Annotated in this window: 12 protein-coding genes; 8 read left to right on the top strand and 4 right to left on the bottom strand. The window is 68.9% G+C overall.

Annotated elements, in window-relative coordinates:
• Window positions 1–161 precede the first annotated feature (161 nt).
• The 3 genes from HT578_RS12160 to HT578_RS12150 form a co-directional block, all read right to left on the bottom strand.
• Window positions 162–962: a nucleotidyltransferase family protein gene (locus HT578_RS12160; protein WP_239026265.1), complete on the bottom strand. Its 801-nt coding sequence runs from the start codon at window positions 960–962 to the stop codon at window positions 162–164.
• A complete protein-coding gene (locus HT578_RS12155; protein ID WP_052322120.1) occupies window positions 959–1,948 on the bottom strand; it encodes a hypothetical protein in 990 nt (329 codons plus the stop codon). The genes HT578_RS12160 and HT578_RS12155 overlap by 4 nt, the downstream gene beginning before the upstream one ends.
• Before the next feature lie 91 nt (window positions 1,949–2,039).
• The gene (locus tag HT578_RS12150) at window positions 2,040–3,104 is read right to left on the bottom strand and encodes a diacylglycerol/lipid kinase family protein (RefSeq protein WP_213499723.1); all 1,065 of its coding nucleotides are present in this window, start codon (window positions 3,102–3,104) and stop codon (window positions 2,040–2,042) included.
• Between the two features lie 258 nt (window positions 3,105–3,362).
• Between HT578_RS12150 and HT578_RS12145 the strand changes: the two genes are divergently transcribed.
• Both HT578_RS12145 and HT578_RS12140 read left to right on the top strand, forming a co-directional pair.
• On the top strand, window positions 3,363–4,526 hold the full coding sequence (locus HT578_RS12145; RefSeq protein WP_213499720.1) for a CDP-alcohol phosphatidyltransferase family protein: 1,164 nt from the start codon (window positions 3,363–3,365) through the stop codon (window positions 4,524–4,526).
• 2 nt (window positions 4,527–4,528) lie between these two features.
• Window positions 4,529–4,957 (top strand): HIT family protein, encoded by a 429-nt coding sequence (locus tag HT578_RS12140; RefSeq protein ID WP_039390135.1) that lies wholly within the window; start codon window positions 4,529–4,531, stop codon window positions 4,955–4,957.
• A gap of 275 nt (window positions 4,958–5,232) precedes the next feature.
• Here HT578_RS12140 and HT578_RS12135 read toward each other — a convergent pair whose 3' ends face one another.
• On the bottom strand, window positions 5,233–5,979 hold the full coding sequence (locus tag HT578_RS12135) for a phosphocholine cytidylyltransferase family protein (RefSeq protein WP_213499718.1): 747 nt from the start codon (window positions 5,977–5,979) through the stop codon (window positions 5,233–5,235).
• Window positions 5,980–6,130: 151 nt separating this feature from the next.
• On the opposite strand from HT578_RS12135, the gene HT578_RS12130 reads away from it, so the two are divergent.
• The 6 genes from HT578_RS12130 to HT578_RS12105 all read left to right on the top strand — a co-directional run bounded on the left by HT578_RS12130 (window position 6,131) and on the right by HT578_RS12105 (window position 16,510).
• A complete protein-coding gene (locus tag HT578_RS12130) occupies window positions 6,131–7,474 on the top strand; it encodes a lipopolysaccharide biosynthesis protein (RefSeq protein WP_213499716.1) in 1,344 nt (447 codons plus the stop codon).
• 47 nt (window positions 7,475–7,521) lie between these two features.
• Complete coding sequence (locus HT578_RS12125) at window positions 7,522–8,739, top strand: M20 metallopeptidase family protein (RefSeq protein ID WP_213499714.1); 1,218 nt, start codon at window positions 7,522–7,524, stop codon at window positions 8,737–8,739.
• 281 nt (window positions 8,740–9,020) lie between these two features.
• Window positions 9,021–12,617: a hydantoinase B/oxoprolinase family protein gene (locus HT578_RS12120; RefSeq protein ID WP_213499711.1), complete on the top strand. Its 3,597-nt coding sequence runs from the start codon at window positions 9,021–9,023 to the stop codon at window positions 12,615–12,617.
• Between the two features lie 136 nt (window positions 12,618–12,753).
• Complete coding sequence (locus tag HT578_RS12115) at window positions 12,754–14,355, top strand: carboxyl transferase domain-containing protein (protein ID WP_213499710.1); 1,602 nt, start codon at window positions 12,754–12,756, stop codon at window positions 14,353–14,355.
• Window positions 14,356–14,363: 8 nt separating this feature from the next.
• Window positions 14,364–14,675, top strand: a complete 312-nt coding sequence (locus HT578_RS12110; RefSeq protein WP_239026263.1) for a DUF3088 family protein — start codon at window positions 14,364–14,366, stop codon at window positions 14,673–14,675.
• The gene (locus HT578_RS12105) at window positions 14,672–16,510 is read left to right on the top strand and encodes an acetyl/propionyl/methylcrotonyl-CoA carboxylase subunit alpha (protein ID WP_213499706.1); all 1,839 of its coding nucleotides are present in this window, start codon (window positions 14,672–14,674) and stop codon (window positions 16,508–16,510) included. The genes HT578_RS12110 and HT578_RS12105 overlap by 4 nt, the downstream gene beginning before the upstream one ends.
• Window positions 16,511–16,741: the final 231 nt, after the last annotated feature.

Raw genomic sequence — 16,741 nt, 5'->3', positions numbered from 1 at the left:
TTGCCGCGCGCGAAGCGTTAAGCCAGCAGGCATGAAAGAGAGGGGCAAAGCCCCTCAATCCAACAGTCCCCTTCCTTTGTCGCGGCCCGGCATCCGGCACACCTGCGCTCGACAGTTCGGGGAGCCCGAGGGCAATGGCCCTCGGCAAACCATCTTTCTGCTTATCTGCTCTTCCGCGCGGCAAGAATCGCGCGCACGTCGGCAAGGTCCGAGGGCTTGTCGACATCGACCGCGGCAAGGCCGTCGCGCGCGGCGACACGCACGGCGGCCACCCCGATCTTGCCGCCGAGCCGGGCAATCGCCTCGGCCATGGTCAGGCGTCCCAGCGCAAAGCGCGGGAGGATGCCGGGGCCAAGGCGCAGCGCGATGCGCCAGGGGCGTTTGCGGTCGGCCTCGACCGCTTTCCAGGTCTCGATCGCGCCTTGCGCGCCGGGACGGGCGAGGAGGAACAGGTTGCAGCCCGACCAGGCGCCGTCGGCCATCTTGAGCCAGGTGCGCTTGCTGCCGGGCAGCGCCTTTTCCACCGCCTCACGCCGTGCAAGCAGGATCGCGACGTCCGCCGCCTCTCCCGCATCCGCGACGAAATCGGTGATCCACTGCGCGTCGAGCAGCGCGTGGTCGGCGGTGGTGACGAGCATCGGCGCGCCCAGGTGCGCGAATCCGGCCGCGACGCTGGCGCTGGGGCCTGCCTCGGCCGGCAGGACTTCGCAGCCCAGATCCTGCGCCAGCGCGTTCACTTCGGGCGTGCTGGTGATGACGGCCACGCGCGCAATTCCGGCGGTCTTGAGGGCGGCCACCACGCGCGCGAGCATCGGCTGCCCGTCGATCTCGATCAGCGCCTTGTGCGCGACCCCTTCGGCGCTGGCGACCGGATCGGGCGCGCCCGGGCGCGAACCGGCCAGCACGAGCGCGCTCAGGGGGCGGGCCTGAGCGGGGGCGGGAGAACCTTGCGAGAGTGTCACGCGGCGCGGTCGTCCGTATCGTTGGGGGAGTTGGCGGCCGCGAGACTTGCGGCCTTGCGCGCGCGCCACACGCTCCACAGCACGCTGGGCGCGGCGAGCACGGGGTGGCGTTCGCGCCAGGGCGTGACAAGGACGGGCACGCCGGTGTGGCGCTCGATCTTCCAGGCGGCGTAGCGCGCGGCGCCTTCGAACGTGGTCGAGGCCTTGATCAGGCGCAGCACGTTGTAGGGCTTGCCCAGCCGCTGGCGGCGCTGCCACCAGGCAAGGATACGGGCCTTCGCCGCCGCATCCAGCTCGGGCCGGATCGTGCCTTGCGGCCCGCCGCGCGCAAAGGGGATCCCCTGCGCGACAAGGGCGAGCGGGAGCAGGCCGTCGAAATGCTCGCGGTTGGCCGAGAGGATCGAATCCTCGCGCCCCGCCTTTTCGACCCGGAATTCGGCGGCGTAGGTGGCGCGGAACAGCGCGCGCCAGTAGTCTTCGGGCGTGCCGCTGTCCGGGCCGAGCGCAACGGCCAGGCGTGCGGCGGTTTTCGCGGCGCCCGCGACGGCCTCTCCGGCGGCGCGCGAGGCGGCGCGGTCGTGGCTCCAGACCAGCGCGCTGGGCTGGACGAAGCGGGCCCAGATGGTGGTGTCGAGGCGCTCTCCGGCGGCGGCCGCGCGGAAGGTCTCGAGCGGCATCGTCGCGACCTTGGCGCGCAGGTCCGCGTCCGGCAGTGCGGTGCCGTCGGGCGCGGTGTCGGCGGGCGAGCAGCGCCATTCGTGGTAGCTGACGCGCGGCCAGATCTTCTCGATCTGCGGGGTGTCGGTCAGGACATAGAAGTCGAGCACGCCCTCCAGCGAGCCGGTGCGCAGGTTCGAGCCGTAGAACAGCACGGCGAGCACGGGCACGGGGGACTGCGCGGCCAGACGGTGCGCGAACGCCGCCACGGCCGGTTCCACCGGGCGTTCGAGTGCGGTCCGGATCCGCCCCAGGAGGTCTACGCTCATGTCCTTATGCTCAGGCAAGGACGCCTCGAAATCAAGACAGATGGAGAAAGGGGTGAAAATGCCTGCGCCCGATGGCGCGCGCTGGGTGGGCTCAGGGCACCACGAAGGTCAGCTGCGGGCCTTCGTCCATGATGTAGCGCCCGGCCGGGAAAGCCTCGCCATCGAGGATGAAGGGACCTTCGATGTCCATGTCGACGTCGCTGGTGGCAAAGCGGTGCAGGCCATGACGGCCCAGCAGGCGTCCGCCCAGGCCCATCATCACCAGCGGCGCGAGGCCCAGTACGAGGCGGCTGGCGCGGTCGAGCACGAGGAGCTTGAGGCCCGGTGCCACCTTGCGCCCGAAGGGGCGCATGCCCAGCGGGAAGCGCTCGAAGGTGGTGGCGATGGTGAGGAAGCGGCGGTCGGTTTCGCCGCTGCCGCGCCTGGCTCCGGCATGGGGCAGCGCGCGGCCCGTCATGCGGTCGATGAGGCGCGTGGGCGTGCCCCGGCGCCAGGTGTTGGCCTCGCGGCCGAAGAGCGCCTGGAGGATGCCCGACAGGATCGAGATGCCCACCGCCAGCGAGTTGAACGCGCCGCGGCGGTGCGCTTCCTGGCCCGCTTCGGTGCACAGCGTGTAGACGCCCGAACCCAGAATGAAGCCCTGAACCGCGGCAAGGCCGGTGTCGGCCGCGTCGGCAGAGGTGATGCGCAGCGGGTGGCGGGTGACCGTCTTGCCCTTGTGGGCCGCGGCCAGCGCCTCGGTCAGCGACCATTCGCCGGGAAGACCCAGGTCCACCGTCAGCGCGTTGGTCTTGCCCTTGGGCAGCACGATCAGGCGCGGCCAGTCTTCACCGAAGATTTCGGTGCCGCAGGTCAGCACGTCGCGCACGGTGCCATCGCCGCCGTCGATCACGAGATAGTCGATCCCGCGGCGGGCGAATTCGCCCAGCGTGTCGAGCAGGGCCTTGCGGTCCCGCGGGGTTTCGGTCAGGATATTCGAGCAGTCCGCCATTTCCGCGGCCTTGCCCTTGTTTCGGTGGCTGCGCGGATTGCGGATGATGCCCACGAGCGGCACGGCGCGTCCGGCCCGGGCACGGGCGACCGCTGTGCGCGAAGGGCGCTGCACGCGATTGCCGAAACGCGGCATCGCTTCAAATTCGTAAATTGATCCGTTCACGCGCTCCACATAGGGACTCACGCGGAAAAAATCATCCCGAAATACGCTCTGACATATTTGTGTGACATATTGATGGCTGTTTTGCGCCCAAGTGATGCCTGGAAGGCACGAAATGGTGGGGGCATGCGGTCCCGTCAGGCCCCCCGACAGTCTGCGCCCGCGCCGCGGCAGGCCCGGCGTGCTGTCTATGCGCCGACTCGTGGCGGCGGGCCCGCCGCGTGGATTGCCAGTCTGTGAAACTCGCAGTAGGGGCCAGTCATGGCACAAGGTGAAAATGCAGTGGGTGGCCCGACGGTGGCGGTCGTCGTCGGGCACAACGACGTGGTCCTGTGGGGCCTTTCGGTGACGGAGCGGGTGGGGCGGATCGCGCGTGCCTCGGGTCTGGAACTGGCCGCGCAGGTTTCCGCTGCGACGCCCGAGTCGGGTACGATCCTGGCCCATGCCGATTTCGCCTGGGACCCCTCCTGGTTTCGCCATGTCCTCGCGCATCCGGGCATGGTGCTGACGCTGGGCGGCGTGCCCGCGCTCGCCCATGCGCGCTCGGGCGAGGAAGCGGCCGCGCTCGCGGCGGCCATGCGCGGCGAGGCGGGGCAGGGGCTTGCCCTCCCGGGGCTGCAGGTCCTGGCCTTCGAGGATGGCCCGACCATCGAGAACAAGCAGCTGCGCAAGCGCGAGACGCCCTTCCTGATGCCGCTGCGCTCCGACAACGTGCGCGCGATCGAGAGGGCCAGCTATTTCGGCGCCTACAAGGGCGTGACCGATATCCTGACCAAGTACCTCTGGCCCGAATGGGCGCTGGTGCTCACCCGCATCTGCGCGCGCTGGCGCGTGACCCCCAACATGGTGACTTTCGTGGGCGCGGTGTTCTGCGTGGTCGCGACGGTGCTCTTCGCCTACGGCCACTACTGGGCGGGCATGGCGACGGGCCTCGTGTTCATGGTGCTCGACACCGTCGACGGAAAGCTGGCGCGCTGCACGATCACCTCCTCGGCCTGGGGCAACGTCTTCGACCACGGCATGGATCTCATCCATCCCCCGTTCTGGTGGTGGCTGTGGGCGACGGGCCTCGCCAGCTGGGGGCTGGCCTACGATGACACCACGTTCTGGTGGATCCAGGGCGTGATCCAGCTGGGCTACTGGGTCCAGCGCGCGATCGAGGGCATCTTCATGCGCATGGCGGGCGGGCTCCACATCCACGTGTGGACGCGCTTCGACAGCTGGTTCCGCCTGATTACCGCACGGCGCAATCCCAACATGGTGATCCTTTTCGTCGCCATGCTCTTCGCGCGTCCCGACATCGGTCTGGCCGTGGTCGCGGCGTGGACCGGGCTGAGCTGTGCGATCCATGCGGTGCGTCTGGTCCAGGCCCTTGTCTACAAGGCGCGCGGGGGCCAGATAACCTCCTGGTTGGCGGAAGGTTGACGATGCACGCGACGCTCGAGAAATTCGGTTACCCGGCCAGTGAAGTGAAGGCCTACGAGCACTGGGTGGTGCTTGTCCGGCCCGCCCAGCCTACGCTTGGCAGCCTGGTTCTGGCCGCCAGGAGCACGGCGACTGCGTTTGGCGACCTGCCAGCCGGCGCGCACGCCGAACTGGCCGAGATCACGCGCGACATCGAGGCCGCGCTCGCCACCTTCTCGGGCTATGAAAAGCTCAACTACCTCATGCTGATGATGGTGGACCCGCAGGTCCACTTCCATGTCATTCCCCGCTACGAAGGTGCGCGCGAATGGCAGGGGATCGCCTTTGCCGACGCGGGCTGGCCCGGCCCCCCGGCGCTGGGCGACGCGCACAAGCTGACAGGCGACGAGCCGGACGCGATGCGCGCCGCGCTTCAGGCGCTCTGGGCCTGAGCCGGGGTCACATTTCGTAGGTACAAGAGAGATCCGAGGGCCATCGCCCTCGGGCTCCCGGAACCGGCTTGGCGAGCTTGCGCGAGGAGCGCAGCGCAACAGGTGCGAAGGCGCGCGTGGAAAACAGAAGGGGCAAAGCCCCTTCATCCTCCTCCAATCCGAATCCTCTCAACCCCGCGGCCCGATGGCAGGCCCGCATGCGCTCGACAGGATGGGGAGCCCGAGGGCGATGGCCCTCGGAATCACCTATCTTTCTGACGTCCCGGCTGGCGCGATCAGGCGGCCCACTGGTCGGTGAGCTGGGTCGCGATCTCGATGTCGTTGAGGAAGTCGACTTCGGCCCAGTCCATGCCCTCGATCGAGAGCGTGCCGACCTTGCCGGTGGGGGCGATCGAATCGATGACCTTGAGGTACCAGTGCTGCACGCCCTCGGGCGTGCGCATGGCCTTGCGCACGGTTTCGCGGAAGAGGTCTGCGCCTTCGCCGCGGAAGGCCAGGAAGCCGATCGATTCGGCGTTCGACTGCTCGGCGGTGAGCGTCTTGCCGATATGGACGAGGCGCCCCTCGGGGGTGCGTTCGACCTTCATGTCGTCGCTGTCGTAGCCCTCGGCCTTGACGTCGACGGTGACCGCGATGGGCCAGGGGTTGGGTTCGGCCAGCACCGCGCGGGCAATGTCCTCGGAGACCAGCGTGTCGCCGTTCAGGATCACGAAGTCGCCGCGCATCGCCTCGCGCGCGATCCAGCATGAACCCAGGTTGTCGGCGACCTTGAAGAAGGGGTTGAAGCGCACCGTGATCTCGACGCGCGGGTCCTCGATGGTGGCGAGGTGGGCTTCGAGCATGTCGGTCATGAAGCCGGTGACGACGTCGATCCGCTTGATCCCCGCGCGCGCCAGCATCTCGATCTGCCAGGCGATCAGCGAACGGCCCGAAAAGTCGATTAGGCACTTGGGGCGTTCGGCGGTGAGGGGGAGGAGACGCGAGCCCTGGCCGGCGCTCAGGAGGATGGCATGTTCGATCATGGGGGTCACTATATGGTCTGCTGGGGAGGCCTAGGCCTCTAGCGCGCGGCGCGGCGAAGGGAAAGGCAAACGCGCCGTTTCGCGTTGAATTGCGCGCGGGGCGTGTATCGACAGCTTGCAAGTCGGCGCGCGCTCGTCCACATGCCCGCCAATGTCGGCCAAACCCAACCGCCCTAAGACCGAATCTTCGCTGGGGCGGATCCTTCGTAACACCGCCTGGCTGCTGGGCGGCAAGGGCTTCGGTGCTGTGTGCAGCATCGCGTATCTTGCCATCCTGACGCGCACCCTGGGCCTGAAGGACTTTGGCCACTTCTCGCTCATCTTCGGAACCGCGCAGGCGATCATCGCGCTGACCGGTTTCCAGACCTGGCGGGTGGTCGTGCGCTACGGCAGTGCCCACGTCCATGAAAAGGAATGGGGCCGCTTTGGCCGTCTCGCCATGCTGAGCGGGGGGCTCGATGCCATCGGCGCGGTGCTCGGCACCGTGGTTGCGGCGGTCGCGATCTTCGGCTTCGGGCACATGCTCGAATTGAACCAGGCCTACGTCAATGTCGCTTTCTGGTTCTGCTGCGCTTCGCTCTGGGCGCTCGTCTCCGCGCCCACGGGCGTGGTGCGCGCGCTCAACCGCTTCGATGCGGCGGTCTATGTCGAGGCGGTGGTGCCCACCGGGCGCCTGCTCGCCGCACTGGTGATCTGGTTTACAGGACCCAGCGTGGCCCGCTTCCTGTTCGCCTGGGCCGCGATCGATATCGTGGAGGCTGCACTCTACTGGATCGTCGCGCGCCGGCTGTGCCCGGAGGGTATCCGCCTTTCCAATTTCTGCCGCCTGGGCACGGCCCTGCGCGAGAACGAGGGGCTCGCCCACTTCTTTCTCGTCTCCTACTTCGGCTCCTCGATCGACGCGCTGATGAAGAACGGCCCGCTCTTGATCGTGGGCGGCTGGGTCAGCACGAGCGCGGCCGGTCTCTACCGCCTCGCCTCGCAGCTCTCGCAGGCGATGAGCAAGCTTTCGACCCTGCTCACCCGTTCGGTCTACGCCGAGGTCGCCCACGTCAGCGCCTCGTCCGAGGCTTCGGAACTGCGCAAGCTGGTCGGCCAGACCAGCAAGATCGCGGGCGGCGCGGCGCTGGTTGTCGTGCTCCTCGCGCTGGTGGCGGGCAAGTACCTCCTGCAGCTCATCGGTGGCGACGATTTCGAGCAGGGCGCGGCGATCCTTGTTCCGCTCGCCATCGGCGCCAGCTTCGATCTGGCCAGCGTCTCGTTCGAGCCGGTGCTGCATTCGACCGGGCGGGCCAACCTCTCGCTCTTCGCGCGCGTGGTCGCACTCATCGCGATGGGCATCAGCCTGATCTTCCTGATCGGCTTTGGATCGACGGGCGTCGCCTGGGGCGTCGCCATCGGCGGGGCGTGCTCGTACCTGTTCATGGGTGGCTTGGCGCTGCGCACGCTGCGCCGCCTTGAGCGCGAGGAGAAAGCCGCCGCGGCGGCCTCCTGATTCGCAGCAGCGCTCGACACCCTGCGCGCCGTGCGTATCATGGCGCCATGAACGTATTCCTCGAGGCGGACTGCCCCGCCGCCATTTCCGAGCGCATCGTGGCCCTGCGCCGTGCGATCCATGCCGAGCCCGAACTGGGCCTCCACACGCCCCTGACGCGCGACAAGATCCGCGCCGAACTGGCCGACCTGCCGCTCGCATGGGAGGAGGGCCCCTCGACCACGGGCCTTGTCGCGACCTTGCAGGGGGGCGCGGGACCGGGGCGCAGCGTACTCCTGCGCGGCGATACGGACGCGCTCGCCATGCCCGAGGAAACCGGGCTCGAATTCGCCTCCACCATTCCGGGCGTGATGCACGCCTGCGGGCACGACACCCACGTCGCCATGCTGGCGGGCGCGGCGCGGCTGCTGGCGGAAAAGGCGGACACGCTGACCGGCGAGGTGCGCTTCATGTTCCAGCCCGGCGAGGAAGGCTGGCACGGCGCGCGCTACATGCTCGACGACGGCCTCCTGGGTGGTCCCGGCACGGCCCGCGCCCTGCCCGAGGCCGCCTTCGCGCTCCATATCATGCCCAACGCGCGCCACGGCATGATCGGCGGGCGGGCAGGGCCGCTGATGGCCTCGGCCGACCAGCTTGCGATCACCGTCAGGGGCCGGGGCGGACACGCCTCGATGCCGCACGACACGATGGACCCGATGCCCGTGGCCTGCGAGATCGTGGCCGCCATCCAGACCATGGTCGCGCGGCGCTTTTCGGTCTTCGACCCGGTCGTCGTCACCATCTCCAAGATCACCGCAGGCAGCGCGCACAACGTCATTCCCGACCATGTCGACATGCTGGGCACGATGCGCTCGCTCTCGGCCACCAACCGGGCACGCCTGCGCGAAGAGGTGACCGCGCTCGCCGCCGGGATCGCCGGTGCCCACGGCCTTGCCGCCGAGGTCGAGATCATCGAGGGCTTCCCCGTTACCGTGTGCGACGCGCGCGCGGTCGATTTCGGCGAAGGCGTGGCGCGGGATCTGTTCGGCGCCGACACTTTCGAGCGTCTGGCGAACCCCATCATGGGCGCCGAAGACTTCGCCTATGTGCTGGAGAAGACACCCGGCGCGATGTTCTTCCTGGGCGTGGCGGCCGAAGGCGATGACTGGAGCCAGTGCTGCGGCATCCACTCGACCCGGATGATGGTCGATGAGAGCGTGCTGCCCCGGGGCGCGCTGTTCCTGGCTGGGCTGGCCGAGCGGTACCTTGCGAGGGGATTTAGGTAGAAGAACAAGGATCGATCCGAGGGCCATTGCCCTCGGGCTCCCCGAACTGTCGAGCGCAGGTGGGCCGGACAGCGTGGCTCGGGGGTGAGAGGTCTCGTCTCGATAGGGATTGAGGGGCTCTGCCCCTCTATTTTTGTCCGCAATCCTCACGTTTCATCCGCTCCGTTCCAGGCTCGAACTGCCCAGGACGGTTCCGGGGTCAAGGGGCGATGGCCCCTTGAAGCTTCTCCTTCTTCCCCCTTGATTTGCGCTTTCCCCCCTTGGTCGCCATGTAGGTCCCCATGACGGACAACTGGCAATTCTGGGTCGATCGCGGTGGCACATTCACGGACGTGGTGGCGCGCGCGCCGGACGGGCGGTTCGAGCGGCTGAAGCTCCTGTCCGAGGACCCGGGCCGTTACGAAGACGCGGCGGTCGAGGCGATGCGCCGCCTGACGGGTGTCGAGGAGGGCGATCTCCCGCCCAGCGAGCTGCGTCTGGGCACCACGGTCGCCACCAACGCGCTGCTCGAAGGCAAGGGCGAGCCGGTCCTGCTCGCCATCACGCGCGGTTTTGGCGATGCGCTGCGGATCGGCACGCAGGAGCGTCCGGACATCTTCGCGCGCCACATCGCTCTGCCCGATCCGCTGGCCGCAAAGGTGCTGGAGATCGACGAGCGGATCGGCGCGGATGGCACGGTCCATCGCCCGCTGGACGAAGCGGCCGCGCGTGCGGGGCTCGAAGCGGCCTTCGCGGACGGGTTTCGCGCCATCGCCGTGGTCCTCATGCACGGCTATCGCCACACGCAGCACGAAGCCGCGCTGGCCCAGCTCGCGCAGGAAATCGGCTTTGCCCAGGTTTCGGTCAGCCACGAGGTGGCCCCGCTTATCAAGCTCATCGCGCGCGGCGATACCAGCGTGGTCGATGCGCATCTCTCGCCCGTGCTGGACCGGTACATCGACGGGCTCGAAGCCGGTCTCGGGCCTCATGTCGATGCGCTCTACATGCAGTCGAACGGCGGGCTGACGACGGGCGGCATGCTGCGCGGCAAGGACGCGATCCTGTCCGGGCCTGCGGGCGGCATCGTGGGCATGGCGGCCATCGCGAAGGAGGCCGGTTTCGGGGAAGTCGTGGGCTTCGACATGGGCGGCACCTCGACCGACGTGTCGCACTATGCAGGCGCGTACGAGCGCGACAGCGAGACGCGCGTCGCGGGCAACCGCGTGCGCACGCCGATGATGCGCATCGAGACGGTGGCCGCGGGCGGCGGCTCGGTCTGCGCCTTTGACGGCGCGCGCTTCCTGGTCGGTCCGGAAAGCGCGGGCGCGGTGCCGGGCCCGGCCTGCTATAGGCGCGGCGGTCCGCTGGCGGTGACCGACTGCAACCTGCTCCTGGGCAAGCTGCGCCCCGCGCACTTCCCCCACGTCTTCGGCCCCGAGGGCGACGAGCCCCTCTCGCTCGAGGCCGCGCAGGCGCGCATGGACGCGATCCTGGCGGAGGCAAAGGCGGCGACGGGGCGCGAACTCACCCGCGAGGAGGCCGCCGAGGGCTTCCTGGAAATTGCGGTCGCCAACATGGCCAACGCGATCAAGACGGTCTCGCTGCGCCGGGGCCATGACGTCACCCGCGCGGCGATGGTGACCTTCGGCGGGGCGGGCGGGCAGCACGCCTGCAAGGTCGCCGACGCACTGGGGGTGACGACGGTGCTGTGCCACCCGCTGGCCTCGGTGCTCTCGGCCTACGGCATGGGCCTCGCCGACCGCCGCGTGCTGCACGAGCGCACGCTGGGTCTCGACCTCGCGGGCGAAAGCCAGGCCGCGCTCGATGAGGCGGTGTCCGCACTGGGCGCGGCTGCGCGCGCGGACCTTGCCGCGCAGGGCGTTCCCGAAGGAACCATCGCGCTCGAAGCCTCGCTCGCGATCCGCCCGCGCGGCAGCGAGAGCACGATTTCGGTGCCGCTCGGCGATCTCACGCAGATGCGCGCGGCCTTCCACGAGGGCTGGGACCACCTGTTCGGCTTCGCGCCGGGCGAGGATCTCGTTGCAGAGACTCTGCGGGTCGAGGCGGTCGCGGGCGGCCATGCGGGCGGCGGCGCGGTGATGCCGCTCCCGGCGACCTCGGGCGCGGCGGCCGAGACGGTGCCGGTGTGGACCGGCGGCGCGCGCCATCAGGCCCCGCTCTACCACCGCCGCGATCTTGCCGAGGGGTTTACCGCTTCGGGCCCGCTGCTCGTCGTCGACGATGTGTCCACCACTGTTGTCGAGCCGGGCTGGTCGGTGCGTGTCGATGCCGTCGGCAATCTCATCCTGTCGCGCAGCACGCCGCAGCAATCCGCGCTTTCTGCCAGCACCGAGCGCGATCCGGTGCGGCTCGAGATCATGGGCGCGCTGTTCATGGCGATTGCCGAGGAAATGGGCGCGGCGCTGCAGCAGTCGGCGCGCTCGGTGAACATCCGCGAGCGGCTCGATTTCTCCTGCGCGCTGTTCGATGCGGCTGGAAACCTCATCGCCAACGCCCCGCACATGCCGGTGCACCTGGGCTCTATGGGCGAATCCGTGCGCACCGTGCTGGAGCGGCGCGGGAACGCGGCGGATGGGCGCGGCATTCGGGCGGGCGACGCCTATGTCCTCAACGCGCCTTATGACGGGGGCACGCACCTCCCCGACATCACCGTGGTCATGCCGGTCTTCGCCGAGGATGGCGATGACGCGCCCGCCTGGTTCGTCGCCGCGCGTGGGCACCATGCCGATATCGGCGGGATCAGCCCGGGATCGATGCCGCCGCGCAGCCGCACGCTGGACGAGGAAGGCGTGCTGATCGACAACGTCCTCCTTGTCGATAGGGGCACCCTGGAGGAGGCGGCGATGCGCGACCTTCTGGCCTCCGGCCCGCACCCCTCACGCGCGATCGAGCAGAACATCGCGGACCTGCGCGCCCAGTTGGCCGCGTGCCGGCGCGGGGCCTCGGAACTGCGCCGCATTGCAGGCGAGCAGGGCCGCGCGATGGTCGATGCCTACATGGGCCACGTCCAGGCCTATTCCGAAGAGGCCGTGCGCCGTCTGATCGAGCGCCTGACGGACGGCACCTTCGTGCTGGAGATGGACAACGGCGCGCAGATCCACGTTGCCGTCACCATTGATCGCGACACGCGCAGCGCCGTCATCGACTTTGCCGGGACCTCGCCCCAGCTGCCCGACAACTTCAACGCGCCACTGCCGGTGGTGCGCGCGGCGGTTCTCTATGCGGTGCGCACGCTGATCGACGATCCGGTGCCGATGAACGAGGGGTGCCTGCGGCCCATCGCGGTGCGCGTGCCCGAAGGCTCGATGCTGCACCCGGTTGCGCCCGCCGCGGTCGTTGCGGGCAATGTCGAGACCAGTCAGGCGATCACCGATGCGCTGTTCGGCGCGCTGGGCGCCATGGCGGCGGCGCAAGGTACGATGAACAACTTCACTTTCGGCGATGCCGCGCACCAGTACTACGAGACGGTTGCGGGCGGTTCGGGCGCGGGGCCCGACTTCGACGGGACGAGTGTGGTCCAGACCCACATGACCAATTCGCGGCTGACCGACCCGGAAGTTCTGGAAACCAACTTCCCGGTCCTGCTGGAGGAATTCTCGATCCGTACCGGCTCGGGCGGGGCAGGGCGGCATCGCGGGGGCGATGGGGCGGTGCGCCGGGTGCGCTTCCTGGCCCCCATGCAGGCGGGCATCCTCTCGCAGCGCCGCAAGGTTGCGCCCTTCGGGCTGGCCGGCGGCGCCGATGGTGCGGCGGGCATCAACCGCATCGAGCGCGCCGACGGCACCGTCGAGGAGCTGGGCCCCACCGCCAGGGTGGACCTTGAACCGGGTGACGTCTTCGTGATCGAAACGCCCGGAGGTGGCGGCTTCGGGGGTTGATACCGCCCCCCCGTTACCCGTCGCACAGGGCAACCTTTGCCTTGCGCGGCGCGTTTGTCCTGTGCCACCATGCGCGAAAATAAATTAGGCACGGGAACAGGATGATGTCGCGTTTGCGAAATGAGAGTGCGCTGCGATGAGCGGGCCGGTCTTGCCCACGACGCTCGATTCCAGCGCCCCGGAGGCGCAGGCGCGCACCCGGCACAACCGCGCTCTGGTCGAAGATCTGCGCGAACGCGTGGCGCAAGCCGCGCTGGGCGGCTCCGAAAAGGCGCGGGAACGCCACGAGGCGCGCGGCAAGATGCTTCCGCGCACCCGCGTCGAAGCGCTGCTCGATGCGGGCGCGCCGTTTCTGGAGATCGGCCAGCTGGCCGCCAACGGCCTCTACGAGGACGAGGTGCCCGGCGCCGGGATCATCGCGGGGATCGGGCAGGTTTCCGGGCGCACCTGCATGATCTTCGCCAACGACGCGACGGTGAAGGGCGGCACCTACTACCCGATGACGGTCAAGAAGCACCTGCGCGCGCAGGAGATCGCCAAGGCTTGCCGCCTGCCGTGCATCTATCTGGTCGATTCGGGCGGGGCGAACCTGCCCAACCAGGCCGAGGTCTTCCCCGACCGCGACCACTTTGGCCGCTTCTTCTTCAACCAGGCGCAGATGAGCGCGGCGGGCATCGCCCAGATCGCCTCGGTCATGGGCAGCTGCACGGCGGGCGGCGCCTATGTGCCCGCGATGTCGGACGAGACCGTGATCGTGCGCGAGCAGGGCACGATCTTCCTCGCCGGTCCCCCGCTGGTCGAGGCGGCGACAGGCGAAGTCATCTCGGCTGAGGAACTGGGCGGGGGCGAACTGCACGCGCGGACCTCGGGCGTTGCCGATCACCTCGCCGACGACGATGCCCACGCGCTCTCGCTCGTGCGCGACATCGTCAGCCACCTGGGGCCGGGCGAGCGCGCCAACGTGGAGCGCCGCGCGGCGCGCGATCCGCTCTACCCCGCCGAGGACCTCTACGCGCTCATCCCCGAGGACGTGCGCGCGCCCTACGAAGTGCGCGAGGTCATCGCGCGGCTGGTCGATGGCTCGGAATTTCACGAGTTCAAACCGCTGTTCGGCGCCACGCTTGTCTGCGGCTTTGCGCATATTCACGGGTTTCCGGTTGCGATTCTCGCCAACAACGGCGTGCTCTTTTCCGAATCCGCGCAGAAGGGCGCGCACTTCATCGAGCTGGCCTGCCAGCGCGGCATTCCGCTCCTCTTCCTCCAGAACATTTCCGGCTTCATGGTCGGCGGCGCCTACGAGGCGGAAGGGATTGCCAAGCACGGCGCCAAGCTGGTGACGGCGGTCGCGACCGCGCAGGTGCCCAAGCTGACCGTCATCATCGGCGGCTCGTTCGGGGCGGGCAACTACGGCATGTGCGGGCGCGCCTATGACCCGCGCTTCCTCTTCACCTGGCCCAACGCGCGCATCTCGGTGATGGGGGGCGAGCAGGCCGCCTCGGTGCTCGCCACCGTCCACCGCGACGCGAAAAGCTGGTCGGAGGAGGAGGCCGAGGACTTCAAGGCGCCGATCCGCGCCAAGTACGAGGCCGAGGGCAACCCCTATTATGCGACCGCGCGGCTGTGGGACGATGGCGTGATCGACCCGGCCCAGACTCGCGACGTGCTGGGCCTCGCGCTTGGTGCCGCGCTGGAAGCGCCGTTTCCCGCAAGGCCGCAGTTCGGCGTGTTCAGGATGTGATGATGACGATGGCCAAGGACACTCTCTACGTACTCGACACTGATTGGGCCGACCCGGCGCTGGGCGGTGTGCGGCGCTTCTACTGCAAGGACTGCGTGACGGTGGAGGGGCTGCTCGCCCTCTTCCCCGAGCGCGCGGCCGGAATCGAGGTGGTGCGCGTGCCCTGGCCGCGTCCGCGTGCGGCGGTGATCGACCGGTTGGGCGAAGCGCACCAGGATCTTCCCGCGCTGGCCTTTGCCGAGGGCGGCTTTGCGGGCGATATCGAAAGCGTGCTCGCCGCGCTCCACACTCGCCATGGCTTTCCGGAGCGTCACCCGTGATCGGCGCGCTGCTTATCGCCAACCGGGGCGAGATCGCCTGCCGGATCATCCGCACCGCGCAGCGCATGGGGATACGCACCATCGCGGTCCATTCCGATGCGGACGCTGAGGCGCTCCACGTCCAGATGGCCGACGCGGCGGTGGCGATCGGTCCCGCGCCTGCCAGCGAAAGCTACCTGTGCGGGGACAAGATCCTCGCCGCGGCACAGGCTGCGGGCGCGGATGCGATCCATCCGGGCTACGGTTTCCTGTCCGAGAACGCGGACCTTGCGCAGGCCGTCCTCGATGCCGGACTGACCTGGGTGGGCCCGTCCCCCGCCTCGATCCGCGCGATGGGCCTCAAGGATGCGGCCAAGGCGCTGATGGAAAAGGCGGGTGTGCCGGTGACGCCGGGGTACCTGGGCGAAGACCAGTCGCCCGAGCGGCTGGCCCGCGAGGCCGAGGCCATCGGCTATCCGGTGCTGATCAAGGCCGTCGCGGGCGGTGGCGGCAAGGGCATGCGTCTTGTCGAGGAGGCGCAGGGCTTCGCCGACGCGCTCACCTCATGCCAGCGCGAGGCGCGTTCCAGCTTCGGCAACGACCGCGTTCTGATCGAGAAATACATCGCCACCCCGCGTCACATCGAGGTGCAGGTCTTCGGCGATACGCAGGGGTCCGTCGTCCACCTGTTCGAGCGCGACTGCTCGCTCCAGCGCCGCCACCAGAAGGTGATCGAGGAAGCGCCCGCACCCGGCATGGACCCGGCCACGCGCGAGGCGCTGTGCGCCGCCGCCGTGCGCGCGGCGAAGGCGGTTGACTACGTGGGGGCGGGAACCATCGAGTTCATCGCGGACGGGTCGGGGCCGCTTGATGCGGAGAAGATCTGGTTCATGGAAATGAACACGCGCCTCCAGGTCGAGCATCCCGTGACCGAGGAGATCACTGGCGTTGATCTCGTCGAATGGCAGCTGCGCGTGGCAAGCGGGGAGCCGCTGCCAGCGGCGCAGGAGGACCTCTCCATTTCGGGCTGGGCGATGGAGGCACGCCTCTACGCCGAGGACCCGGCGCGCGGGTTCCTGCCCAGCACCGGGCGGCTGGAAATGCTCGAATTCGGGGACGCGCCGGGCGGGCGGATCGAAACCGGGGTGGAGACAGGCGATACCGTCTCACCGCATTACGATCCGATGATCGCCAAACTGGTTGCGCATGGCGAGAGCCGCGAGGAAGCGCGCGAGAGGCTGTGCGACATGCTGGCCGAGAGCGCGGTCTGGCCGGTGAAGTGCAACGCGCCTTTCCTCGTGCGCGCGCTCGAACATCCCGAGTTCGTCGCAGGCACGGTCGATACCGGCCTCATCGCGCGCGACGGTGAAGAGATGGCGCAGCCCTCAGCGCCCTCGGCCGAGACGCTGGAAGCCGCCGCGCGCGCGCTCGTCCCGGCCGATCCGTTGCTGGGCTTTCGCCTCAACGCCGCGCCCCGGCGCAATGCGCGCTTCCTGTTGGATGGCGAGCCGTGCGAAATCGCCTTCGAGGGCGGGAGCGAGGACCCGGTCGAGGCCGTCCTGCTCGCCGAACGCGGCGAGGCCTGGCAGCTGACCCACTGGCGGCGCGATGGCGCCCATGGCGCGAGCGCAGGCTCGGGCGCGATCCTGGCGCCGATGCCGGGGCGGATCATCGCGGTGGCCGTTTCCGAGGGCGAGGAAGTCGTCCGCGGGCAGAAGCTCGTGACGCTCGAAGCCATGAAGATGGAGCACACCCTCGTCGCGCCGTTCGATGGCGTGGTGGGCGAACTGGCCGTGCGTGAGGGGCAGCAGGTTGCTTTGGAGGCTTTGCTGGTTCGGATTGATGAGGTGGGTTGAGTAGAAGAGAGAGAATCCGAGGGTCATTGCCCTCGGGCTCCCCGAACTGTCTGGCGCAGTGTATTCGCGCGGAGTTGGTGGAGATGGGAGAGTCTGGGGCTTGGAAGATTGAGGGGCAAAGCCCCTCTAAAATCTTCTGATACGAGCCCTCACGTCCCGCACGCTGTGCAGGCTGCGAAAACCCAGGTCGCCGATTTTGGGGTCAAGGGGCGATGGCCCCTTGAAAATCCC

The organism is Novosphingobium decolorationis, from assembly GCF_018417475.1.
GTDB classification, from domain to species: Bacteria; Pseudomonadota; Alphaproteobacteria; order Sphingomonadales; family Sphingomonadaceae; genus Novosphingobium; species Novosphingobium decolorationis.
This window is presented reverse-complemented; position numbering and strand designations above follow the sequence as displayed.